The organism is Nakamurella endophytica (assembly GCF_014646215.1).
GTDB lineage: Bacteria > Actinomycetota > Actinomycetes > Mycobacteriales > Nakamurellaceae > Nakamurella > Nakamurella endophytica.
In genome coordinates, this window is record NZ_BMNA01000002.1 from 304,874 (window position 1) to 328,802 (window position 23,929).

22 protein-coding genes are annotated in these 23,929 nt (G+C 73.1%); 17 read left to right on the forward strand and 5 right to left on the reverse strand.

Annotated elements, in window-relative coordinates:
• Positions 1-77: 77 nt before the first annotated feature.
• From IEY37_RS04950 to IEY37_RS04965, 4 genes are all read right to left on the reverse strand, one after another.
• Positions 78-1,268 carry an ABC transporter substrate-binding protein gene (locus tag IEY37_RS04950; protein ID WP_188940820.1) on the reverse strand — a complete coding sequence of 397 codons (1,191 nt, stop codon included), beginning with the start codon at positions 1,266-1,268 and terminating at the stop codon, positions 78-80.
• 460 nt (positions 1,269-1,728) lie between these two features.
• Entirely contained in the window at positions 1,729-2,673 is a 945-nt protein-coding gene (locus IEY37_RS04955) for an alpha/beta hydrolase (protein WP_188940411.1), read from the reverse strand.
• 208 nt (positions 2,674-2,881) lie between these two features.
• Positions 2,882-3,874 (reverse strand): LacI family DNA-binding transcriptional regulator, encoded by a 993-nt coding sequence (locus tag IEY37_RS04960; RefSeq protein ID WP_188940412.1) that lies wholly within the window; start codon positions 3,872-3,874, stop codon positions 2,882-2,884.
• Positions 3,875-4,149: 275 nt separating this feature from the next.
• Positions 4,150-5,157, reverse strand: coding sequence for a sugar phosphate isomerase/epimerase family protein (locus IEY37_RS04965; protein WP_229673884.1), 1,008 nt, complete (start codon positions 5,155-5,157; stop codon positions 4,150-4,152).
• 415 nt (positions 5,158-5,572) lie between these two features.
• On the opposite strand from IEY37_RS04965, the gene IEY37_RS04970 reads away from it, so the two are divergent.
• The 6 genes from IEY37_RS04970 to IEY37_RS04995 all read left to right on the forward strand — a co-directional run bounded on the left by IEY37_RS04970 (position 5,573) and on the right by IEY37_RS04995 (position 13,214).
• Positions 5,573-6,763 carry an ROK family transcriptional regulator gene (locus IEY37_RS04970; RefSeq protein ID WP_229673886.1) on the forward strand — a complete coding sequence of 397 codons (1,191 nt, stop codon included), beginning with the start codon at positions 5,573-5,575 and terminating at the stop codon, positions 6,761-6,763.
• 161 nt (positions 6,764-6,924) lie between these two features.
• Positions 6,925-8,403, forward strand: a complete 1,479-nt coding sequence (locus IEY37_RS04975; protein WP_188940823.1) for a sugar ABC transporter ATP-binding protein — start codon at positions 6,925-6,927, stop codon at positions 8,401-8,403.
• Between the two features lie 2 nt (positions 8,404-8,405).
• Complete coding sequence (locus IEY37_RS04980) at positions 8,406-9,473, forward strand: ABC transporter permease (protein ID WP_373298264.1); 1,068 nt, start codon at positions 8,406-8,408, stop codon at positions 9,471-9,473.
• Between the two features lie 223 nt (positions 9,474-9,696).
• Positions 9,697-10,863, forward strand: coding sequence for a substrate-binding domain-containing protein (locus IEY37_RS04985; RefSeq protein WP_188940413.1), 1,167 nt, complete (start codon positions 9,697-9,699; stop codon positions 10,861-10,863).
• Positions 10,864-10,960: 97 nt separating this feature from the next.
• Positions 10,961-12,142: a Gfo/Idh/MocA family protein gene (locus IEY37_RS04990; RefSeq protein WP_229673892.1), complete on the forward strand. Its 1,182-nt coding sequence runs from the start codon at positions 10,961-10,963 to the stop codon at positions 12,140-12,142.
• A gap of 67 nt (positions 12,143-12,209) precedes the next feature.
• Complete coding sequence (locus IEY37_RS04995) at positions 12,210-13,214, forward strand: sugar phosphate isomerase/epimerase family protein (protein WP_188940414.1); 1,005 nt, start codon at positions 12,210-12,212, stop codon at positions 13,212-13,214.
• Between the two features lie 311 nt (positions 13,215-13,525).
• Here the strand turns inward: IEY37_RS04995 and IEY37_RS05000 are convergent, their stop codons facing one another.
• Complete coding sequence (locus tag IEY37_RS05000) at positions 13,526-14,104, reverse strand: TetR/AcrR family transcriptional regulator (protein ID WP_188940415.1); 579 nt, start codon at positions 14,102-14,104, stop codon at positions 13,526-13,528.
• 80 nt (positions 14,105-14,184) lie between these two features.
• Here IEY37_RS05000 and IEY37_RS05005 point away from each other — a divergent pair, with 80 nt between their 5' ends.
• The 11 genes from IEY37_RS05005 to IEY37_RS05055 all read left to right on the forward strand — a co-directional run bounded on the left by IEY37_RS05005 (position 14,185) and on the right by IEY37_RS05055 (position 23,924).
• The gene (locus tag IEY37_RS05005) at positions 14,185-15,066 is read left to right on the forward strand and encodes an SDR family oxidoreductase (RefSeq protein ID WP_188940416.1); all 882 of its coding nucleotides are present in this window, start codon (positions 14,185-14,187) and stop codon (positions 15,064-15,066) included.
• A 192-nt stretch (positions 15,067-15,258) separates the two neighbouring features.
• Entirely contained in the window at positions 15,259-15,636 is a 378-nt protein-coding gene (locus IEY37_RS05010; protein WP_188940417.1) for a YciI family protein, read from the forward strand.
• Entirely contained in the window at positions 15,618-16,874 is a 1,257-nt protein-coding gene (locus IEY37_RS05015) for an RNA polymerase sigma factor (RefSeq protein ID WP_229673894.1), read from the forward strand. The genes IEY37_RS05010 and IEY37_RS05015 overlap by 19 nt, the downstream gene beginning before the upstream one ends.
• A gap of 131 nt (positions 16,875-17,005) precedes the next feature.
• Positions 17,006-18,004, forward strand: coding sequence for an amidohydrolase family protein (locus tag IEY37_RS05020; protein WP_188940418.1), 999 nt, complete (start codon positions 17,006-17,008; stop codon positions 18,002-18,004).
• Positions 18,005-18,232: 228 nt separating this feature from the next.
• Positions 18,233-20,020 (forward strand): D-alanyl-D-alanine carboxypeptidase/D-alanyl-D-alanine endopeptidase, encoded by a 1,788-nt coding sequence (dacB, locus tag IEY37_RS05025; RefSeq protein ID WP_188940419.1) that lies wholly within the window; start codon positions 18,233-18,235, stop codon positions 20,018-20,020.
• A 201-nt stretch (positions 20,021-20,221) separates the two neighbouring features.
• Positions 20,222-21,265, forward strand: a complete 1,044-nt coding sequence (locus tag IEY37_RS05030; RefSeq protein ID WP_188940420.1) for a class I SAM-dependent methyltransferase — start codon at positions 20,222-20,224, stop codon at positions 21,263-21,265.
• A 126-nt stretch (positions 21,266-21,391) separates the two neighbouring features.
• Positions 21,392-21,529 (forward strand): hypothetical protein, encoded by a 138-nt coding sequence (locus tag IEY37_RS05035; RefSeq protein WP_188940421.1) that lies wholly within the window; start codon positions 21,392-21,394, stop codon positions 21,527-21,529.
• On the forward strand, positions 21,526-22,722 hold the full coding sequence (locus IEY37_RS05040; RefSeq protein WP_188940422.1) for an MFS transporter: 1,197 nt from the start codon (positions 21,526-21,528) through the stop codon (positions 22,720-22,722). Before IEY37_RS05035 ends, IEY37_RS05040 begins: the two co-directional genes overlap by 4 nt.
• A 32-nt stretch (positions 22,723-22,754) precedes the next feature.
• Positions 22,755-23,039 (forward strand): ArsR/SmtB family transcription factor, encoded by a 285-nt coding sequence (locus tag IEY37_RS05045; RefSeq protein ID WP_188940423.1) that lies wholly within the window; start codon positions 22,755-22,757, stop codon positions 23,037-23,039.
• Positions 23,036-23,431 (forward strand): VOC family protein, encoded by a 396-nt coding sequence (locus IEY37_RS05050; RefSeq protein WP_188940424.1) that lies wholly within the window; start codon positions 23,036-23,038, stop codon positions 23,429-23,431. The genes IEY37_RS05045 and IEY37_RS05050 overlap by 4 nt, the downstream gene beginning before the upstream one ends.
• 100 nt (positions 23,432-23,531) lie before the next feature.
• Positions 23,532-23,924: an OsmC family protein gene (locus IEY37_RS05055; protein WP_188940425.1), complete on the forward strand. Its 393-nt coding sequence runs from the start codon at positions 23,532-23,534 to the stop codon at positions 23,922-23,924.
• The last annotated feature ends 5 nt before the right edge of the window (positions 23,925-23,929 follow it).

The following is a 23,929-nucleotide window of genomic DNA, read 5'->3' on the forward strand; positions in this document are numbered from 1 at the left end:
GCGACGGTCGGTGGCTCGCCCGTGGCGGTCGAGGAGGCAGCGGCTGCCGGACGGGTCAACGGGCTTGCCATGGCCGGTCAGCCCCCGATTTGGCTCTCGTAGTCGCTCTGCACCTTCTTGAGCATGTTCTCGGCGCTCTCCTGACCGGCCACCAGCTTCTGCAGCTCGGGGGTCCAGCTCTTGGCGTAGATCGAACCGGTGGCGTTGGCGATGAAGTCCATCGCTCCGTTGTCCTGACCGATCTTGGCGCCGGCGGCCAAGGTCGTCGCCGTGACGGTGCCCTGCTTCGCCGGCGGCATGTAGGCGTCGGCCGGTCCCATCGGGTGGGAACCCCCGACGGTCACGTCGATCTCCCGGGCCTTCTGGTTGGTCGCCACCCAGTTCAGGAAGAACGCCGCACAGTCGGCGTGCTTGGCCGTCGCGGCGATGCCGAAGGTCAGCGGCGCGGACATCGCGGCCTGCTTGCCGCCCGCCTGGGCCGGCGGCATGAGGAAGAACCCGGCGTTGCCGGCCATCTGCTTGTCGAGATTGCCCGACTCCCAGTCACCGTCGAAGATGAACAGGCTCTGTCCGCCGATGAAGCGGCTCATCATCGCGGCGTAGTCGAACGAGTTGACGTCCGGCGCGAAGTAGCCGCTCTTGATCCACTGCTGCAGGTGCTGGGCGGCCTGCACGTTGGTCGGCGTGTCGATGGTGGCGCCGGACTTCTGGAAGATCCAGTCGTTGATCGGTGCCGCCGGTCCGTAGGCGGCCATCAGGTTCTGCAGCGGGAAGGCCAGGCCGCCCGTCGCGCCGCCGTTGAACTGCGCGATCGGGGTGACCCCGGCCTGCTTGGCCTTGGCGAGCACGGCGTCGAGCTCGGCGAGCGTGGTCGGCTCGGCCGTCATCCCGACCTGCTGGGCAAGCTTCTTGTTGTAGAAGATGCCGGTCAGGCTGAAGTTCAGGCCCATCGCGTACAGCGGCCCGGTGCCGCGCTGGCCCTTGTCGTCCACCCGCAGCTGCTCCAGCTGCGAGGCGGGCCACTTGTCCCAGCCGTAGGCGGTGGCGTAGCTGTCCAGGTTCTTGAGCAGCCCGTCCTTGACCAGCTCGGACATCTGCGGGAGGCGCATCAGGTCCGGCGGGTCGTCCGCGAGGACCCGCGGCGCGTTCTGCGTGATGACCGCGAACTGGTCCTCGCGGATCTTCCACGTGACGTTCGGGAACTGCTTGGTGAACTCGTCGGTGAGCGCCTTGGGCAGCGGGAACCCGGTCTCGAAGTAGCCGGTCATCTCCACCGGGTCCGACCCGCAACCCGGGGTCGCGGCCGCCGAGGACGATCCCCCGCCCGAGGACGTGCCGGCCGACCCGGACACCGTGCCGGACCCCGAGGCCGTGCCGGACCCGGAGGCCGTGCCGGTCCCCGACGCCGTGCCGGACCCGGAGGCCGTGCCGGTCCCGGCCCCGGCCGAGCTGGATGCCTCGGTCGACGCGGTGCTGGAGGATGTGGCCGAGGACCCGCCCGGCGGGCTGCACGCCGAGGCGGCCAGCACGCCGCCCAGGAGCACGGCCGTCACTGCGGCACCTCGTCGGCCGCGGCGCGAGAAGAGCGGCACTGCTGGGAACATCGGGACGCCTCCTTTGGCGAGAACACCGGCCGCCGCCCGACGGCGGCTCCGGTCCGGGTGGTGGTGCGACGGTTCTGGTGCGGTCATCGCGGTCCGGGGCGGTCGGCCGGTGCCATCCGGCGGCTCACCGGTGGCAGGCGCGACGGAGGGCGTCGGCGGCGTCCTGCTGCCACCGCCGGGCCGGTGGCCACCGGCCGGTCAAGGCCAGGGACCCGTGGACCGCGCCGGGGTACTCGGTCGCGGTCACCTCGACGCCGGCCTCGCGCAACCTCGCCGCGTACCGGTGGCCGTCGAGGCGGAGCGGGTCGTGCTCGGCCGTCATGATGTGCGCCGGCGGGAGGCCGGTCAGATCCCCGGCCAGCAGCGGCGACGCCAACGGCTGCAGCGCTTCCGCCGGGCCGGCGAGGTAGAGCTCCGCACACCACTGCATCTCGGCCACGGTGATGCCGAAGTCGTCACCGACCCCCGACGTGCGCATGGTCTGCAGGGACAGGTCCAGCACGGGCACCTCGAGCAGCTGCAGGTCGACGGTGGGGCCGCCGCGGTCCCGGCAGGCCAGCACGACGGCGGCGGCCAGGTTCGCGCCGGCCGAGACCCCGCCGATGGTCGACCGTTCCGGGTCGCCACCCCACTCGTGCGCGTGCTCCACCGCCCACAGCAGTCCTGCGTAGCAGTCCTCGACCGCTGTCGGGAACGGGTGCTCGGGCGCCAGGCGGTAGTCGACCGCCACTACCACGCAGTCGGCGGCCCGAGCGCGGGTGCGGCACAGCGCGTCGTTGACCGGTTCGTCGACCGAGCCGAGCCAGAACCCGCCGCCATGGAGGAAGACGTGCACCGGGAGCCCGGTGGCGGACGACGGTCGGTACACCCGGACCCGCAGCGGAACGGTCCCGGTCGGGACCGCGACGTCGGCGACGGAGTGGACGTCCTCACCGGCCCGTCCGTGGCGGCGGAACAGCTCGTCGCCGGCGGACCGGATCGCGGTCCTGCGCTGCGCCACGGTCCGGTCCGGGTGGCCCGAGTCGGGCTTGTCGTCGAGGAAGGCGCGGACTTCGTCGTCCAGGACCACGGTCTCGTCCCTCCTCGGACGGCAGGCACAGGTGCGCGGGCGGTGCTCGCGACGGTGACGGTCCCGGCGGGTCCGCGGTCGCGCCGACGTCCGTCCCCGGTGCCGGCCGATCCAGTCAACCGGGCGGCGGAGGCACGTGTCAAGGGGTTTTGTCGAAGCACTTTTATCGACGGACCGCACGAGCAAAGGCCATCCCGGACAGGCGGTGTCAGGTGGTCGAGCGCCGCACGAGCTGCACGTCCAACATCGTCGTCGACCGCAGCGAGCCGCCGTCGAGCTGCCCGCGGAGGATCCGGAGCGCGGCCGCCCCGGACTCCTCGAACGGTTGCCGCACCGTCGTCAGGTCCGCGGCTGCCGCCACGTCGCCGTCGTCGAAGCCCATGACGGCGACGTCCTCCGGAACCCTCAGACCGCGATCGCGGGCGGCCAGCAGGACGCCCACCGCCAGGGTGTCGTGGTGCGCCATGATCGCCGTCGGGCGGGTGTCGCCGTCGAGGAACGCGCCGGCGGCCGCGCGGGCGGCAGCGATGGAGCTGTCACAGATCTCGACCTGGACCTGCGGCAGGCCCGCGCGGTCGGCGATCTCGAGGAACCCGGTGAGCCGCTTGACCGCCTGGGACTCGTAGTCGGACACCTGCCGCTCCAGCAGGTATCCCAGGCGGGTGTGGCCTCGCTCCACCAGGTGCCGGGCGGCCAGCCGTCCGCCGTCCACGTCGTCGATGAGAACCCGGCTGAACACGTCGCTGTCGGCGTCGACGGCCACCGTGGCCAGCCCCCGCTTGTGCAGGCGCCGGGCGATCCCCTCCTCGATCTCCAGGCCCATGACGATCAATCCGTCCAACCGGCCGTGGATCGGCATGCTGGCCAGCTCCGGGGACGTCGCCACGGCAGCCGACTCGTGGTCGAAGACCAGGACGTCCAACCCGCTGTCGGCGGCGGCCTCGAGCAGGCCGGACAGCCGTCGCAGGTACGAACCGTAGGAGGTGAAGGGCGCCATGACGCCGATGCGCCCCGTGCCCTTGCGTGCCAGGCTCACGGCCTGCGCCTTGGGGACGAATCCGAGCGCGTCGGCCGCGGCCAGCACGCGTGCGCGCGTCGCGGCACTGACCTTGTCCGGCTTGTTCAGGACGTTGGACACGGTCGAGATGCTGACCTGCGCCCGCTCGGCGACCTCGTAGATCGTGACCGGTTGGGAGACCATCGAGGTGCACCTCCTCCGACACCTGCCGCTGCGGCACCCACCTCGCCGAGACCCTTCGACAGAGCAAGCTACAGGGCGGCGCGGCGCCGGAGGCCGGGTCGAGCCCGACGCCCCGTCCCGGCACGCCGACGGCGCCGGCCCGCTGCACGCGAGCCGGCGCCGTGGCCGGTGGGACGGAGCGGCACACCGGGCGGCACCGAGCGGCACCGACCGGCGTGCAGCGACACGGCCCGGCGGCCCCTCGCCCGCCGGGCCGCGTCGCGGTTCCGCTCCGGTCAGAAACGGATGTTCTTGAGGAAGTCGAACCCGACCTTGGCGGTGGTCAGGGCGGCGGCGCCGGCGTCGTCGCGCTCGATGATGTACTCGGTCACCGTGGGGCTGGCCGTCTTGGCCGCGAAGACGCGCGCGAAGTCGATGATGCCCTTGCCCGGGTCGGTCCAGGTGAAGGTCTGCAGCAGCGAGGACGGGGCCGGCTCGCCGTTGAGCAACCTCATGTCCTTGACATGGAACTGCGGCAGCCGGTTCTGCAGGAAGGTGACCAGCTGGGCAGGATCGTGGTGCCCGTAGTGCGCCCAGAAGATGTCGACCTCGAAGTGCACGTACCGCGGGTCCAGCTCGGCAATCAAGATGTCCGAACCGACCAGGGGCGTGTCCTTGAGCGGCAGGAACTCCCAGAAGTGGTTGTGCAGGCCGAACTTCAGGCCGGCGCGGTGCGCCGCCTGGCCGGCCCGGTTCAGCGCCTCGCACAGCTGCTGCCATTCGGCCTTGGTCTGCAGGTACTGCACCCCGTCGGCGGTGAAACCGGTGACGCCCACGACGGACTGGTCGATGTAGCTCTGCCCGACGACGCGCGCGTCGTGCAGCACCTGGGCGAACGCCGACGCGTCGAACGGCGCGGTGATCGAGGCGTTGTGCCCGGACGTCGACCGCAACCCGTGCCGGTCTAGGGCCGCGCGGAACTGCTTGGCGGTCAGGCCCTGGTAGCCGGCGTTCTCGACCTTCTTGAACCCGATCTTCGCCAGGCCGGCCAGGGTTCCGTCCAGGTCCTTCGCCAGCAGGTCCCGCAGGGTGTACAGCTGGATGCTGATGTTGTCGGTCGGCACCCGGCGGTGGCAGTGCGCGGCCGGGCGGCCCGCAGCCTGCGCGCCGGTGGCGGCCGGAGCCGCCGCGGCGGCCGAGCCGCTGCCGACGGTGAGCGCGGCGGCGCCGGCCAGGCCGACCGCGGCGCCGACGCCCAGCATCCGCCTCCTGTTCAGCTGGGTGGCCTGGGCAGGCGTGGGCATGATGCTGCAGGACTGGCACATGGAGCGCTCCAGGGAGGAGTTGGGGAGTCGTCGCCTCGGCGAGACGACGCCGCACTGTCCCGCCAGGGGTGCGGATCCGGGTGACGCGGCACCGTGATCGCGTCGAGCCGACGCTCGGGACGTCCGGATCGCCTGGCCTTTCGCACGCTAGAGAGTGAAGGTGCCGGCAGACCAGAACCGAGCCCCGATCGTTACCGGTTCGTGACTCGGGCCACACTCATGATCATTGTTGCAGGTCAACGCGTTGAGCGGCGGTGGGCTGGGCGGCCTGCCGCGTCCGTTGTCGATCGGTCTTCCGTCGACAAGAAACGAAACTTTCGTCTTGTGTCTGCGAAAGCCGGCCGCTACCGTCCCTCCAGGACCACAGCCGGTCCACAGTCCCCGAGGAGCGCCGATGCTCGATGCGATGCCCGCCGGTCATCGTCATCGGTTGCTCGCGCACCTGCGGGACCAGGGTCCCCGGTCCCGCGCCGAGCTCGCCGACGTCCTGGGCATGAACCGCGGACGGGTGCTGGCCGAGCTGGACCAACTGGTCAGGTCCAACCTGGTCCGGGAAGCCGGGTTCGCGTCGTCCCGCGGCGGTCGGCGGTCGACGCTCATCGAACTGCACCCCGACATCCGCTTCGCCGCCGTCGACATCGGTGTCTCGTCGATCGACCTCGAGGTCACCGACGGCTCGCTGCACCCCGTCGCCGCCGTGAGCGAACCGGCGGACGTCCGCCTCGGCCCGCGCCGGACCCTGCACCGGGTGAACGAGATCCTGGCCAAGCTGCAGGTGGACGGCGCCTTCGAGCAGTTGACCGCGGTGGGCATCGGGCTGCCCGGCCCGGTCAGCTTCCGGGACGGGATCCCGGTCTCGCCGCCGATCATGCCGGGCTGGGACCGCTTCCCGGTCCGCGACGCACTCGCCCGCGAGCACGGGTGTCCCGTCGTCGTCGACAACGACGTCAACATCATGGCTGTCGGCGAGCGCTACGGCGGCGTGGCCCGGTCCGTCGACGACTACCTGTTCCTCAAGCTGGGATCCGGCATCGGGTGCGGCATCTTCCTCGACGGCGACGTCTACCGCGGGACCGACGGGTGCGCGGGCGACATCGGGCACATGTGGGTGGACGACCGCGGCCCGGTGTGCGCCTGCGGCAACGTCGGGTGCCTGGAGTCGCTCTTCGGCGGGACCGCGCTCGCCCGGGACGCCACGGCCCTCGCCCGCTCGGGGAAGTCGTCGTTCCTGGCCGAGCGGCTGCCGCACCGACCGGAACTGACGGCCGAGGACGTCGCTGCCGGCGCGGTCGACGGGGATCCGGCGTGCCTGAACCTGGTCCGTTCGGGGGGCCGTCGCGTCGGGTCGGTGCTGGCCGGTCTGGTCAGCTTCCTCAACCCGTCGATGATAGTGATCGGCGGCGGACTGGCCGGTCTCGGCCATGTGCTGCTGGCGGAGATCCGCAGCGTCGTCTACCGCCGGTCGCTGTCGCTGGCCACCGGCAACATGCCCATCGTCATGTCCGAGCTCGGACCCCGCACCGGCGTCGTCGGTGCCGCGGTCCTGGCCAGTGATCTCGCCTTCGGCACCCAGGAGCAGGAGTGAGCCATCCCGTGGAACCCCGCGACGGCACAGCCGGCGAGCCGGCCGGGCGCACAGCCGGCGGGCCGCAACTGCGGAAGCAGTCGCCGGTCGACACCGCGACCGGCGGGCCGGAGCCGAGCACGGCGCCGGCCGGAGAGCAGTCGCTCCGACCGCTGCTGGACATGCGCGGCATCGTCAAGGTGTTCCCGGGCGTCCGCGCGCTGGACGGTGTCGACCTCGAGGTGCGGGCCGGCGAGGTGCACTGCCTGCTGGGCCAGAACGGCGCCGGCAAGTCCACGCTGATCAAGGTGCTGGCCGGGGCGCACCGCCCCGACGAGGGCGAGATCCGCTGGCAGGGCGAACCCGTCGTGCTGGCCACGCCGCTGGCCGCGGTCCGCCACGGCATCGCCACCATCTACCAGGAGCTCGACCTGGTCGACGGGCTGTCGGTGGCCGAGAACATCTTCCTGGGGCACGAGCTCAGCACGGGCGGGTTCTCGCAGCGCCAGTCGATGCGCCGGCGCACCCGGGAGCTCTTGAACCGGCTGGGCCACCCCGAGATCCGCCCGTCCGACGAGGTGCGGACCCTGTCGGCCGCGCAGAAGCAGATCGTCTCGATGGCCAGGGCGCTGTCCCACGACGTGCAGCTGATCATCATGGACGAGCCGTCGGCGGTGCTGGACCCGGACGGCGTCGAGAACCTGTTCCGGCTGGTCGGCGAGCTCCGGCGGGACGGCGTCGCGGTGGTCTACATCTCCCACCGGCTGGACGAGATCCGGCGGATCGGCGACCGGATCACCGTCCTCAAGGACGGCCGCACGGTCGGCACCAACCTGCCCGCCGACACGCCGACCCGCGACCTGATCGAGCTGATGACCGGTCGGTCCATCACCTACGTGTTCCCCGAGCGGCCCGGCGTGCCGTCCGACGCGGCGGACGTGCTCACGGTCGACGGCCTCACCCGCCGCGGCGAGTTCGCCGACATCGGATTCCGAGTCCGGGCCGGTGAGATCGTCGGTCTCGCCGGGCTGGTCGGTGCCGGCCGCAGCGAGGTGCTGGAGACGGTCTACGGAGCCCGCCGCGCCGACGCGGGAACCGTGACGGTGGACGGCAAGCCGGTGCACCGGTCGGTGAACGCGGCCGTGGCCGCGGGCATCGGGCTCTGCCCGGAGGAGCGCAAGGCCCAGGGCCTGCTGCTGATGGAGCCGGTGTACCAGAACGTCTCGGTGTCCTCGATGCGCCGGTTCGCGGTGGGCGGGTTCCTGCGGCGCGGAGCCGAGCGCGCGGCCGCCCAGGAGCGCACCAGGGAGCTGGAGGTCCGTCCGGACGACGTGGACCGCGTCGTCCGGACGCTGTCCGGCGGCAACCAGCAGAAGGTCGTGCTGGCGCGCTGGCTGCTCAAGGGCTGCCGGGTGCTGCTGCTGGACGAGCCCACCCGCGGCGTGGACGTCGGCGCGCGGGCCGAGATCTACTCCGTCATCCGGTCGCTGGCCGATTCGGGGTTGGCCGTGGTGGTCGTCTCGAGCGAGATCGAAGAGGTGCTCGGGCTGTCCGACCGCGTACTGGTGATGACCGAAGGACGAGTCGTGTACTCCGGGGACGCCGCCGGCATCGACGAGCAGGGCGTGCTGGACCTGGTGATGAGAGGACAGGCAGCGTGAGTATCACACCCACCCCGCCCGGCAGGGGCGACACCGCCACGGTCACCGCCGAGGAGGTGGCGGCCGGCGGCATCGGCTCCCCACCGGAACCCCGGCAGGGGGCGCGCCGGTCGTTCCTGTCCAGCCCGGTCGGCCGGCACGTCGGGCTGGTCATCGCACTCGTGGTGCTCGTCGTCATCGGCATGGTCACGGCCGGCGACCGCTTCGCCACCGGGTCGAACCTGCGCACCGTGCTGACCCTGGCGGTGGTCACCGGCGTGCTGTCGATCGGCATGACGTTCGTGATCATCGGTGGCGGCATCGACCTCTCGGTCGGCTCGCTCGTCGCCCTGTGCACGGTGTGGTCGACGACGGTCGCGACCCAGGAGATGGCCGGCAAGTCGACGTGGTGGCTCATCGTCCTGGTGGCGGTGCTGGTCGGGATGGGATCCGGCCTGGTGAACGGGATCTTCATCGCCTACGGACCGATCGTGCCGTTCATCATGACGCTGGCCACCATGGCCGCCGCCAAGGGTCTGGCCGAGGTCATCTCGCAGAAGAAGACGCAGGTCATCCGGGACACCGGCTACCGGGACTTCTTCACCGGCAGCGTCCTGGGCATCCCGACCCAGGTCATCGTCTTCGTGCTGGTGGCCGCCGTCGGCTGGATCGCGCTGAACCGCACCACCTTCGGCCGGCGCACCTACGCGGTCGGCGGCAACCCGGAGGCCGCGCGCCTGGCCGGTATCGACGTCCGCCGCCACACCATGCTGCTGTACGTGCTGATGGGCCTGTGCTGCGGCATCGCGGCGGTGCTGATCTCCGCCCGGACCAACTCCGGGTCGTCGAACCTCGGCCTGGGGTACGAGCTGGACTCCATCGCCGCGGTCGTCATCGGCGGCACCCTGCTCACCGGCGGTCGGGGCACCATCGTCGGCACCATCATCGGCGTCCTGATCTTCTCCGTGCTGAACAACGTCTTCACGCTCAACAACCTCGACACCTCCACCCAGGCCATCGCCCGCGGGGCGATCATCGTCATCGCCGTCCTGCTGCAGCAACGGGCCGCCCGCACCGAGCTCCGACGCTGACGGCGGCCGGGGCGGTGTCCGGACGGGCGCCGCTCCGTGCCGCCGCCCCGGAACAGCCGTCCCCGCACGCCGTCCGGGTCGCGGTCCGCCGCGACGCCGCCGGTACGTCCGCCCCATCCGCCTCACCCACCGGGAGAGCACCGCTCCCCCGGCCGCACCGCCCGCACCCACCTCGCCACCGACCAGCGGCCCGGCGACCCGCATCCACCGACAGGGAGACCACATGCCCCCCGAAGTCAACGGTGACCCCGGACCGGACCTCGTCCACAGCCTGGGACGCCGTACGTTCCTGGTCGGCGGCCTCGCCGCCGCCACGTCCGCCATCCTCGCCGCCTGCACGTCGAACACCCCGGCGGCCGACAGCAGCTCGTCGAGCAGCGCCAGCAGCAGCGGCGCCACCACGGCTGCATCCGGTTCCAGCTCCAGCTCGGCGGTCACCTCCGCCGTCGAATCCAGCGCACTCACCAGTTCAGCCAGCAATCCGGAGGGCAAGATGGTCAAGATCGGTTTCTCGGCGCCGGCCGCCGACCACGGCTGGATGGCCGCTATCACGGACAACGTGAAGAAGGTCAGCAGCAGCATGAAGGACCTGCAGGTCAGCATCGTCGAGGGCACCAACGACGTGAACCAGCAGATCTCCCAGGTCGAGACCTTCATCAACCAGAAGGTTGACGCCATCGTGCTGCTGCCGTTCGACGGCGCGCAGATGACCGACGTCGCCCAGAAGGCCACGGACGCCGGCATCGTCGTCGTCAACGTGGACCGGGTGTTCTCCTCGCCGCTGAGCTACCGGACGTACATCGGCGGCGACAACTACGGCATGGGCGTTTCGGCCGGCCGGTACATCGGGCAGGCCCTCAAGGACAAGGGCGTCAGCAACCCGAAGATCGCCGAGGTGCAGGGCATCGCCAGCCTGCCGCTGACACAGGACCGGTCGAAGGGCTTCTCGGACGCCCTGGCCACCTTCGGTTTCAAGGTGTCGAACCAGGTGTCGGCCGAGTTCACCGCGGACTCCGGCGAGGAGGTCACCACCAACCTGCTCCAGGCCGCCCCGCAGCTGGACGCGCTCTGGAACCACGACGACGACCAGGGCGTCGGCGTGCTCGCGGCCATCCAGAACGCCGGCCGCAAGGAGTTCATCATGGTCGGCGGTGCCGGGTCGGCCAACGTCATGCGCGACATCAAGGCCGACAACTCCGTCCTCAAGGCCACCGTCATCTACCCGTCCACGCAGGCGGCCTCCGGCGTCCTGCTGGCCCGGCTGCTGGTGCTGGGCAAGGGCATGGCGGACCTGAAGGAGCAGGAGGTGCCCAAGTCGCTGACCCTGTACTCGGCCGTGGTCACCAAGGCCAACGTGGACACCTACCTGAAGTCGGCGTTCGAGTCCTGATCCCCGCGTCCCGTCCGGCGCGCGGCTCGAGTTCCGAGCCGCTGCGCCGGACGGGACCCACCCCGTGACTGCCGATCCCACCTCCTGGAGGACCACGATGTCGGAAGCGACCGCCCCACGGCTGCGTGTGGGCATGGTCGGGTATGCGTTCATGGGCGCCGCGCACTCGGTGGGCTGGCGGACCGCGCCGCGCGTGTTCGACCTGCCCATGGATCCCGAGATGGCGGTGATCGCCGGCCGGGACGCCGACGCGGTGGCCGCCGCGGCACGGCGGCTCGGTTGGGCCGGGACGGCGACGGACTGGCGGGAGCTGGTCACCCGGGACGACATCGACCTGGTCGACGTCTGCACACCCGGCAACCTGCACGCCGAGATCGCCATCGCGGCGTTGGAGGCCGGCAAGCACGTGCTGTGCGAGAAGCCGCTGGCCAACAGCGTGGCCGAGGCGGAGGCCATGGTCGCCGCCGCCGACGCAGCGGCCGCCCGCGGCCAGGTGGCCATGGTGGGCTTCAACTACCGCCGGCTGCCGGCCACCACCCTGGCCCGGCAGTGGATCGCCGAGGGCAGGCTCGGCACCGTCCGGCAGGTCCGGGCCCAGTACCTGCAGGACTGGATCGTCGACCCGCAGGCGCCGCTGAGCTGGCGCCTGCAGCGGGACAAGGCCGGCTCCGGCGCGCTGGGCGACATCGGTGCCCACATCGTCGATCTCGCTCAATATCTGCTCGGCGACCAGATCGTCGGCGTGTCCGGGTTGTGCGAGACCTTCGTCAAGCAGCGGCCGCTGCCGGAACGGTCCTCGGGCCTGTCCGCCACCGGCGGCCACGGCACCGGCGAGGTCACGGTCGACGACGCCGCCCTGTTCACCGCGCGGTTCGGCGGCGGCGCCATCGGCACGTTCGAGGCCACCCGGTTCGCCACCGGCCGGAAGAACGCCCTGCGCATCGAGGTCAACGGCTCCGACGGCAGCGTCGCGTTCGACCTGGAGGCGCTCAACGAGCTGTCCTACTACGACGGCCGGGAGCCTGCGACCAGCGCGGGCTTCCGCCGCGTGCTGGTCACCGAGCCGGAGCATCCGTACCTGTCGGCGTGGTGGCCGCCCGGGCACATGTTGGGGTACGAGCACTCGTTCGTCCACGAGGTGCGGGACCTGGTCACCGCCATCGGCACCGGCACCCCGATCAGTCCCTCCTTCGCCGAGGGACTCCAGGTGCAGCGTGTCCTGGACGCCGTCGAGTCCAGCGCGGCGAACGAGAGCAGCTGGCAGAAGGTGCCGTCGTGACGGGCGGCACGGCGGACCCACACGGCGGCCCGGGCACCCGGGCGGCGACGAGGATGGAGCACACCCAGTGACACGACCGATCACTCTCTTCACCGGCCAGTGGGCCGACCTCTCGTTCGAGGAGGTGGCGCGGCTGGCCTCCGGCTGGGGCTACGACGGCCTCGAGATCGCCTGCTGGGGCGACCACCTCGATCCGTGGCAGGCGGCGGAGGACCCCGGCTACCTGGCGTCGCGCAAGGAGATCCTGGACAGGTACGGGTTGCAGGTCTTCGCCATCTCGAACCACCTCAAGGGTCAGGCGGTCTGCGACGACCCGATCGACGCACGGCACCGCGGCATGCTCCCGGACCGCATCTGGGGCGACGGGGAGGCCGAGGGAGTGCGGCAGCGGGCCGCCGAGGAGATGAAGCTGACGGCCAGGGCGGCGCGCGGCCTGGGCGTCGACGTCGTCGTGGGGTTCACCGGATCGTCCATCTGGAAGTACGTCGCCATGTTCCCGCCGGTGTCGCAGGACCTGGTCGACGCGGGCTACCAGGACTTCGCCGACCGCTGGAACCCGATCCTGGACGTCTTCGACGCCGAGGGCGTCCGGTTCGCCCACGAGGTGCACCCCAGCGAGATCGCTTACGACTACTGGACGACCGTGGCGGCGCTGGACGCCATCGGCCACCGGCCGGCCTTCGGGCTCAACTGGGACCCGAGCCACTTCGTGTGGCAGGACCTGGACCCGGTCGGCTTCCTGTGGGACTTCAAGGACCGAATCTACCACGTCGACTGCAAGGACGCCAAGCGGCAGGTGGGCAACGGCCGGAACGGCCGGATGGGCTCGCACCTGGCCTGGGCCGACCCGCGGCGCGGCTGGGACTTCGTGTCGACCGGGCACGGTGACGTGCCGTGGGAGGCGTGCTTCCGGATGCTGAACACCATCGGGTACGACGGGCCCATCTCGGTGGAGTGGGAGGACGCCGGTATGGACCGGCTCGTCGGTGCACCCGAGGCGCTGCAGTTCGTCCGGTCGAAGCTGTTCGACAAGCCGACCGCCGCCTTCGACGCCGCCTTCGCCTCCGGCTGAGCGGCGACACCTCCTCCACCCGCGAGCCCGGGACCTTCACCTGGGTCCCGGGCTCGCGGCGCTGCAGGGCCGGCCAGTGCCGGCCCGGCGGACAGGAGCCGGCCCTGGGACTGCTCAGCCGGCCGCGAGCGGGTCGCAGTCGCGGCCGGGCGACGAGACGCCGACCCCGATGTGGCCCTGCGCGGTTGCGAGCTCGGATCGTCGGGCCGCTGTCAAGAACTCGGCCTGGCTCCATGGCCCGGCACCGCGGTCGGCTCCGCGCCGGTCCCGCGCCGTCCGGCTCGATCCGCAGCGCGTGGACCCGGCAGGGCTCACCTGAGCGCTGCGCTCGCCGCCCGCAACTCGTCCAGTGCCGCCAGCGCGTACGGCTCGAGCGGCTCGTCGGTGTCCCGGCTGCCCTCGGACCACCGGGCGTAGCCACGCTTGAACGCCAGCACGCCCAGCTCCCCCGCCACCTGCGCCGTGGCGTCCGGCACGCCCCTGGCCAGCAGGGCCGAGGTCATCGCGGCGGCGAGTCCCACGGTCTTGAGCGCGTCCCGCTCCTGCAGCTCGCTGCTGGCGGCGATCGCCGCCTTCAACCTCGGACCGAGTTCGCGGTTCGCCGGACCGAGCGCTCCGGACGCGCGCCGCAGGCCGTCGGCGACGGCAGCCAACGGCCCGGCATCGGCCGGGGCGTCCGCGATCCCCTCCCCGAGCAACCGGCTGAGCGTCTCCTGCCCGGCGACCAGGAGTTCGCGCTTGTCGGGGAAGAGCCGGAAGAACGTGCTCTTGGTGACCCCGGCCCGCTCCGCGATCTGCGTGACGGTGGTGGCGTCGTATCCCTGCTCGGTGAACAGGTCGACGGCGGCGGCCACCAGCCGCTCCCGCGCTCCCGGTTCCCACCTGCCCATGCCCCGATCCTAATGGCGGGACTGTTGTCCCATCGCTGCTACAGTGATGGGACAACAGTCCCATCACTGAGGAGAACTCCGTGCACGTCTTCGTCACCGGTGGCACCGGGCTCATCGGGTCCGCCGTGGTCGCCGAACTGCTCACCCACGGCCACACCGTCCTGGGCCTGGCCCGCACCGAGGCCTCGTCCCGAGCCCTGCAGGCCGCCGGCGCCCAGGTGCTCCGCGGGTCGCTCGCGGACGTCGAGGTCCTCCGGTCCGCCGCCTCGGCGGCCGACGGCGTCATCCACCTGGCCTTCCGCAACGACTTCAGCACCGCGGAGGCGGTGACCAGGGCGGTCGACGAGGAGACGGCGGCTCTGGGCGCCCTCGGCGACGCTCTGCTCGGGACCGGCCGTCCGCTGGTGACCGTCTCGGGGACGCCGTGGGTACCCGGCCGGCTGTCCACCGAGGACGACCCCGCGCCGACCGACGGGCTGGTCGGCGGCCGCGGCCGCGCGGTGACGGCCGTGCTGGGGCTGGCCGACCGCGGCGTCCGCAGCTCCGCGGTCCGAATGCCGCGCACCGTGCACAACCGGGGCGACGGCGGGTTCGCCGGCCTGCTCACCGGGTTCGCCCGGTCGACCGGGGTGTCCGGGTACCCCGGTGACGGCAGCCAACGCTGGCCGGCCGTGCACGCCCTGGACGCCGCGGTGCTGTTCCGGCTCGCCCTGGAGGCCGCGCCGGCCGGCACGGCGTGGCACGCCGTGGCCGACGAGGGCGACACCGTCCGGGACATCGCCACGGTCATCGGACGCCGGCTGGGCCTGCCGGTCGCGTCCGCCCCGGAGGAGAACTTCGGCCCGCTCGGCGCGATCTTCGCCCTGGACCAGCCGTCCTCCAGTGCCCGCACCCGCGAGGTCCTGGGTTGGCAGCCCACCCACCCGAGCCTGCTCGAGGACCTGGAGAACCTCCGGCCCTGATCCCGCCGGACAACCGCTCACCGCCGGCCCCGGTGCTGGGCCGGCACTCGCACCGTGCGGTCGCGACGGAGTCCGCACCGAGGTGCCGACCGGTGAGCCCGCCGATCGGGTGCCGATGTCGATCCGGGGCCGGCCGGATCGTCATGCCCGTGGAGCCGGGCGGACGGCCCGCCGCGAGGAGAGGATGCACCCATGCGCTACACCCTGCTGCTGCACTGGCCCGAGATGCCCGCGACCGAGCTCGGCGAGGCGGCCATGGCCGAGGGCCAGCGGGCCTTCGCCGCCTACGGCGCGGCGCTGGAGCAGGCCGGCGTCCTGCTCGCCACCGAGGTGCTGCAGCCGTCGGTGAGCACCACGACCGTGCGGGCCGCCGGCGGCGAGCTGCTCGTGCAGGACGGTCCTTTCGCCGACACCAAGGAACAGCTGGGCGGCACCGTCGTCCTCGACGTGCCGGACCTCGACGCGGCGCTGGAGTGGGCCCGACGGGCGCCGTCCATCGAGTGGGGCGCCGTCGAGGTGCGGCCGGGCGCCACCCACTGGGCGGACGGCGCGTGGCAGCCGAACCCGTGACCGCCGAGGCCGCCCCGGCGCACCGGGCGGCCGAGCGGGCCGCCCGGTCCTCCTACGGCCGGCTGCTGGCCCTGCTCGCCGCCGCCACCGGGGACGTCGCGACCGCCGAGGACACCCTGTCCGCCGCGTTCGAGCAGGCACTGCGGACCTGGCCGACCCAGGGGGTCCCCGGCAACCCGGAGGGCTGGCTGCTCACCGTCGCCCGCAACCGCCAGCGGGACGTCTGGGGGTCGGCGGCCCACCGCCGGTGCGCCCCGCTGGCCGCCGCCGTACTCGCCGGCGCGGACGCCGTGTCCCCGCTCGACGAGCTGGACCCGGACGCGCTCCCGGACAGGTCGCTGGAGCTCCTGTTCGTCTGCGCGCACCCGGCGATCGACCCCGCGGTCCGGACACCGCTCATGCTGCAGACCGTCCTGGGGTACGACGCGTCGCGGATCGCCGCGCTGTTCGGCGTCCCCGCGGCCGCCATGGCCCAGCGGCTGGTGCGGGCGAAGCGGCGCATCCGGGACACCCGCATCCCGTTCGCCGTCCCCTCGCGGGCCAGGCTCGCCGAGCGCCTGCCACCCGTGCTGGAGGCGGTGTACGCCTGCTACGCCATCGACCTGTCCGACGAGGCGGCGCCGCTGGCCGTCGGTCTCGCCACCGCCTTCCCGGACCGCTCCGAGGCCTGGGGACTGGCAGCGCTGATCACCTTGAGCCGGGCCCGGCGTCGCGGCGCCGCACCCTCGACCTATCTCCCGCTCGAGGACCAGGACCCGGCGACCTGGGACGCCGCACTCATCGCCGAGGGCGAGAGCTACCTGCGCCGCGCGACACCCGGTCCGCTGGGCCGGTTCCAGTGCGAGGCGGCGGTGCACGCCGTGCACTGCGCCCGCGCCAGGACCGGCGCCACGGACTGGTCCGCGCTCCGCACCCTGTACGCGGCGCTGCAGGTGCTGGCGCCCACCGCCGGCGCCGGGGTGGCCCACGCGGTGGTGATCGGTCGGACGGACGGTCCGGTGGCGGGACTGGCCGAGCTGGACCGCCTGGCCGGCGAGACGGACGTCGAGCGCTTCCAACCGTGGTGGGCGGCCCGAGGCGACCTCCTGGTCCGTGCCGGCCGCACCGCGGACGCCGCGGCGGCCCTGCGGCGGGCCGCCGACCTGACCACCGACCCGGCCCACGCCGACCACCTCCGCCACCGGATCGACGGGCTCGGGGTCCGCGCCCGGACCGCGGCCACGGCCGGGACGGGGTAGCCCCGGGCCGGCCGGTACGCCGGCGTGCGAGGGTGGGAGCGGCGACCGCGCACCGGCGCCACGCCGCCCGGGCCGCGGGCGGCACCGACCGGAACCCGGCGCTGCCCGCCCACCCGCCTGCAGGAGGTCCGATGGCGCTGATCGCGATCGAGGAGCACTGGAACCTGCCCGCGCTGACGGCGGCGGTCAAGGCGCTGCCGGGCGACCGGGCGGACGAGAGCGTCGCCCTGGACGAGATCGGCGACAACCTCGAGCGGCTCGACGATCTCGGCGACGGCCGGCTCGCGGCGATGGACGCCCAGGGCGTGGACCTGCAGATCCTGTCGCTGGCTCCGCCGGGCACCCAGCCGCTCGACGCCGGCGAGGCGGTGTCCCTGAGCCGGCGCGCCAACGACATCGCCGCCGAGGCCGTCGGCCTGCACCCGTCGCGGTTCCGGGCGCTGGCCTGCCTGCCGACGCCCGACCCGGCGGCCGCGGCGGCGGAACTGGAGCGGACGGCCGCCGCCGGCTTCGTCGGGGCCATGGTCTACGGCCGCAGCGGCGACGTCCCGCTGGACGATCCGCGGTACGACGACCTCTGGGCCACCGCAGCCAGGCTGGGCCAGCCGGTCTTCCTGCACCCGCAGATCCCGCCCCCGGCGGTGCGGCGGGCGTCGTACAGCGGCTTCGACGCCCTGACCGACCTGGCCCTGTCGACCTTCGGCTGGGGATGGCACCTCGAGGCGGCGCTGGCCGCCCTGCGGCTCATCGTCCGCGGCACGTTCGACCGGCACCCCGACCTTCGGCTGGTGCTCGGGCACTGGGGCGAGCTCCTGCTGTTCTGGGGCGACCGGACCGACAGTCTCTCCCGCGTCGCGGGTCTGGAGCGCCGGGTGACGGAGTACGTCAGGACCAACGTGTGGATCACCAGCTCCGGGATGCTCAACCCGGTGCTGCTGCGGCACGCGCTCGAGGTGACCACACCGGACCGGCTGCTGTTCTCCACCGACTACCCGTTCCAGCGGCCGTCCGGCGCGGACATCGAACGGTTCCTGGCCGCCTTCCCGACCCCGCAGGACCGCGACCGGTTCACCGCCGGCAACGCCCGGGCCCTGTTCCGGCTCGACGAGCCCGGGGGCCGTCCGGACTGACCGCCGGGGCGGTCACCCGTCGGGCAGGACCGGCAGCGCGAGGGTGCAGCTGTCGCCCGACCCATCGAGACGACCTCCCGGCGGTCCCGCAACATGCGCACGCCGGGAGGTCGTCCCAGGGTGGATGGCCGCGAGGTACGTCGGCCCCGACGTGGCGACCCAGGTCTATCGCCCGAACGCCGATGCGCTCGTAGGGTGACTCGCGCCCGCACCACCCGAGGAGCGCCCATGAGCCCCAGTACCCCGTCGGCAACCCCGGTCCGGCCGCGGCGGCGACGCGCCACCCTCGCGTGGACGGCGACCGTGCTGGCCCTGGCATGCGTCACGGCGTGCACGTCGACATCGGCGGCGCAATCGACCACCTCGGCGTCCGGTACCTCGACGTCTGTGACCTCCGGCGCCGCTGCGGGCGCGAGCGGCACCACCGCAGCCACGACCGCGGCCACCACGCCGACGTCCGCGAGCGCGTCCACCGGCGCGTCCTCGACCGGCGCCGCCTCGACGGCCGGGACGCCGACGTCCGGCGCCGGGACGACCGGCTCGTCGATCCCCGGGCTCGACCCCGCCGCCTTGGCGGTGATGAACAAGGCGCCCTACACGGCCGGCCAGTGGGCGATCTCCGTCCGGGACCTGGACTCCGGCCGGCCCTTCGTCTCGTACAACGCCGACAAGCTGTTCCAGCCCGGATCCGTCGTGAAGACCTACAGCGTCGGCGCCGCCTGGCAGCAGTTCGGCCCGGACCACACCGTCGTCACCCCGGTCAAGCGGACCGGCCGGATCGTCGGGAACACCCTGCAGGGCGATCTCGTCCTGGTCGGCGCCGGCGACCTGACGATGGGTGGGCGAACCAAGCCGGACGGCACCGTGGACTTCACCGACCTGGACCACAACGACGCCAACGCCATCCCCGGGGCCACGCTGACCCCGGAGGACCCGCTCACCGGCCTGGACCAGCTCGCCGCCCAGGTCCGTTCCGCCGGGATCCGGCATGTCTCGGGCGATGTCGTCGTCGACGACCGGCTCTGGGAGCCGCACGCGCTGGAGAACGGCCCGGTCACCCCGATCGTCATCAACAACAACCTGATCGACTTCACCACGACGCCCGGCCGGGTGGGCGCCGTGGCCACCGTCGCGATGCGGCCGAAGGTCGCACCGTGGACCGTCACCAGCCAGGTCAAGACCGTGCCGGCCGGGCAACCCACCGGGATCACGGTGACCGCACCGCGGGAGGGCACGGTGGTGCTCACCGGGACCATCGCCGCGGACAGCGCGCCGGTGGTCAACACCTACGCCTTCAAGGACCCGGCCACGTTCGCCCGGACGGCCTTCATCGAAGCCCTGCAGCGCAAGGGCGTCAGCGTCGCCGCGAAGGCGGTCGCGGACAATCCCGGCGGGCGCCTCCCGGCCAAGGCGGCCGTCGCGGCGCTGCCCGCGGTGGCGAAGCTGACCTCGCTGTCGCTGGACCAGGAAGCCACCTACACCCTGAAGATCAGTTACAACCTGGGGGCGGAGACCTTCATCTGCCTGCTCGCCGTCCAGGCCGGGAGTACCAAGTGCGAGGCCGGGCTGGCCAGGGCCGCCGAGATCTGGCGCCGCGCCGGACTCGACCCCACGGGTGCGGTGCTCATCGACGGTTCGGGCCTGCCCGGCAACCTGATCACCGCCGACAACCAGGTCCAGCTGGAGACCATCATGGCCAAGCGGCCCGACGCCGCCCGGTGGAAGGCCACCCTGCCCGTCCTGGGCGTCGACGGCTCGCTGGCGCTCGTCCAGTCGAAGGGCCCCGCCAAGGGCAAGGTCTTCGCCAAGACCGGCACCCTCGGGGCCGGCGACCTGTTCAACGACCGATTGCTGCTGCCGGCCAAGGCTCTCGGCGGGTACATCGACACCAAGGCCGGCCGGCACCTGGCCTTCGCGGTGATCAGCACCAACAGCGTCTACACCGACATCCAGGGGGTGTTCGCGGCCAATGACGACGTCGGCAAGGTCGTCGAGATCATCCAGCAGAGCTACTGACGCAGGTCGTGGCTGGTCCGGTGGAGTCCGATCCGGTGGCCGTGCCGCTGGGCCGAACGTCCGTGCCTGTGATCCTGTTGTGCTGCTGCCGATCTGGCGGCGCACCGTGCTCACGCAGGGGGTCCCGGCCGCGGACACCGCTGCCGGACGGCGCGGCCCGGCCGTGACGGCACCGTCCCGGTCGCCTGGGGAGGTGCGCCCATGACCAGCGCCATGGAGGGTGGCGGGCGGTACAACCGGAACGCCTCGGCACAGGCGGCGTCCGCGGTGTTCGGCCTGCACCACCTCGCCGCGGCGGCGGCCACCGCGCCGCGCGGTCCCGGCGGCACCGTCACCGTCGTGGACTACGGCGCCTCGCAGGGTCGCAATTCGCTGCGGCCGGTCGCGACCGCGGTCGACGCCCTCCGCGGCCGGTACGGGGTGTCGCAGCAGGTCTGGGTGTTCCATGCCGACCTCGCGGACAACGACTGGACCGCGCTGTTCCGCACCGTCGACGAGGACCCGGCGAGCTACCGGCGTCCAGGTGTGTTCAGCGCCGCCGTCGGCCGGTCGCACTTCGAACGGCTGATGCCGGACGCCACGGTCGGTCTCGGCTGGAGCTCCATCGCACTGCACTGGCTCAGCACGGTCCCCGGCCCACTGCAGGGGTTCTGGCCCGCCGGCGGCGACGCGGACCAGCAGGCGGTCTGGAGCCGGGCCGCGGCGGAGGACTGGGCACGGTTCCTGCGCCTCCGCTCCGCCGAGATGCTGCCCGGAGCACGGCTGGTCGTCGTCGTCGGTGCCGCGCGCGGCGACGGGCCGACCCGCGGCGCCGGGGCCGAGCGCGCCATGACCGAGCTCGCCACCGGGCTGCGGCGGCTGGTCCGCAGCGGGCTGCTGACCCAGGACGAAGTGGACGCCATGGTCGTGCCGGCCTGGTACCGGACAGCCGACGAGTGGCGGGCCCCGTTCGCGGACTCGCCGCTGGTGCTGGAGAGCCTGGATCTGGTGGACCTCGGCGACCCGATCTGGGAGCAGACGCAGGACACCGCCGGTGCCAGGCTCGGCGACTACGGCGCGACGGTCGCCGCCGCACTGCGGGTCTCCTTCGGGCCGGCCCTGCTGCGGGCCGTGGACCCGGCGCGGCGGGCGGCGGTCGCCACCGCGCTGTTCGACGACCACCTCGCCCGGGCCGTCGCCGGGCAGCCGCCGGAGCCGTGGTTCGCCTGGCGGCTGGCCGTCCTGGTCGTCTCCCGGCCGGCCTGACCCGTCGCCCGGGCCGGCCGCCGGCCTTGCCTGCGCGGCCGGCCGCGGGCGCATCCGCCGGGCTGGCGGAAGCCCGCGGAGGGGCCGCCGCCCGCCCGCGCACCCGCCAGGGTGATCATGCTCGGCATGACCCCGGCCGCCCCTGCCCCACGACCGGTCGTGGCGGTGCACGGGACGGCGCCGGACCCGCGCCGCAGCCGGGCCGGTGCGGCCGGCCGCACCGCGGCGACCGGCACCGCCGTCGTCCGGGGCGTGCACCGGTGACCGGCAGCCGGCTCCCGGTCGCGGCGCTGGCGGTCATGGCTGCCTGCGTCTTCTTCGCCATCACCACCGAGGTGCTGCCGGTGGGCCTGCTACCGGTGATCGGTCGGGGTCTGGGCACCGACGAGTCGCGCACCGGTCTGCTGGTGTCCGGCTACGCGGTCGTGGTGGCCGCGACCTCGATCCCGCTCACGGCCCTCACCGTCCGGTGGCCGCGGCGCCGGGTGCTCTGCGTGTTGCTGCTCGGCTACGCGGCGGCCAACGCGGCCACCGCGGCGGCGGGCGACTTCTGGACCGCTCTCGTCGCCCGCCTGCTCGGCGGGGTCGCGCACGCCGGGTTCTTCTCGGTCGTCTTCGCGGCGGCGATCAGCATGGTGCCGACCGAGCGGGCGGGCCGGGCTGTCGCCATCGTCAGCGCGGGCAACGCGCTGGGACTGGCGGCCGGCATCCCGCTGGGCACGGCGGTCGGGACGGCCCTCGGGTGGCGGTGGGCGTTCGCCTGCTGTGCCGCCGTCCTGCTGCTGCTCGCCGTGGTGGCGCTGCTCGTCGTTCCGGCCGACGGGCCGGCCCGGTCCGGGACCGGCCCGGCACCGATGCGGGACGTGCTGCGCCGCCGGCCGATGCAGCTGGTGGCGGCCGCGGTCGTCGTCGTCACCCTCGGCCACTACACCCCGTACACCTACATCAGTCCCCTGCTGCTGCACCGCGGTGTCGACCTGTACGACGTCGGCCTGGTGCTCTTCGGGTACGGGGCGGCCGGCGTCGTCGGGCTGGTGCTGGCCGGAGTGGTGGCGGACCGGCACCCGCGCGCCGGCCTGCAGTCGGCCGTCCTGGTGCTCTCGGCGTCGCTGCTGGTGCTGGCGGTCTGGGGCACGATCGGCGGCGCGGTCGCCGCCGTCCTCGGCTGGGGCCTGGCCTTCGGCGCGCTGCCGACGCTGATCCAGTCGGTGGCCCTGACGGCCTCCCCGCGGTTCCCCGACGCGGCGACGGCCGTGGTCAACGCGACGTTCAACGTCGGCATCGCAGGCGGCGCGTTCCTCGGCGGCCGCGAGCTGCTCGTCGCCGCGCCGCCGGTGCTGGCGCTGACCGGCGCCGGGCTCGGTGCCCTGTCGGTCCTGCTCTTCCGCCGCGCCGCGGGACTGCCCCCGCCCACCCCGGCGGCGACCCCGCTCGTCCCGCCACCGGCAGGGTCTTGATAGGCAAGTCGCCACTTGCCTATAGTGGGGTCGTGGTCGACGTGTTCCGTGCGCTCGACGACGAGACCAGACGTCTGATCCTCGACGAACTGTCGGTGCGTGACGGCCGGACGCTCTTCGAGATCTGCACGCTGCTGCTCGCCCGCCACGGCCGGACGCTGACCCGGCAGGCGATCTCGCAGCACCTCGAGGTGCTGCAGTCGGCCGGGCTGGTCCGGGCGGAGCGGCGCGGCCGCGCCAAGCACCACTACTTCGACACCGCGCCGCTCGCGCAGATCACCGCGCGGTGGCCCACCACAGAGAGGACGGATCCATGAGGATCGCCCTGACGAGCGTGTTCGTGGACGACCAAAAGGCGGCGCTGCGCTTCTACACCGACGTCCTGGGGTTCGTCGAGCACCGCAACGTCCCGCTCGGCGAGCACTCCTGGCTCACCGTCGTCTCGCCCGAGTCGCCCGACGGCCCCGAGCTGTTGCTGGAGCCGGCCGGGCACCCGGCGGTGCAGCCGTACCGGGACGCCCTGATGGCCGACGGCATCCCGCTGGCCCAGTTCGCCGTCGCCGACGTCCACGCCGAGCACGCGCGGCTGACCGCGCAGGGCGTCGTGTTCACCCAGCCGCCCACCGACGTCGGGATGGCGGTGGTCGCCGTCCTCGACGACACCTGCGGCAACCTCGTCCAGCTGATCGCCGAGAAGCCCGCCGGCTGACCGACGATCCGTCGCGGCCGGAGGCAGGACCGGCGACCCGATCCCGGCAGGACGCCGCCGGTGCGCTGCCGGTGCGACCCGGCCGTGCCACGATCGCCCGATGGACACGTTCGGGGTCAGCGTGGGCGCCGGCAGCCTGCGCAGCACCGCCGCCGAGGCCGTGCATTTCCCGCACCGCTGGACGGCGGAGGGCGTCACCGTGCAGGCCCCGTTCACCGGCGCGCACCTGCTGCACCTGGCCGCTGCGGGATGCGTGCTGAACGACGTCTACCGCGAGGCCGCGGCTCTCGGCGTCGCGGTCGACGGGGTGCGGGTCACCGCCTCGGGAGCCTTCGACCCGGACTGGCACTCGACCGGCATCGAGTACCAGGTCGAGGTCGACTCCCCCGCCCCGCCGGACCGGGTGCAGGCGCTGACCCGGCAGGTCGACGCCGTCGCCGAGATCCCCAGGGCGCTGCGCGCCGGGGCCCGGGTGCAGCGGACCGGCGGGTAGCCCCA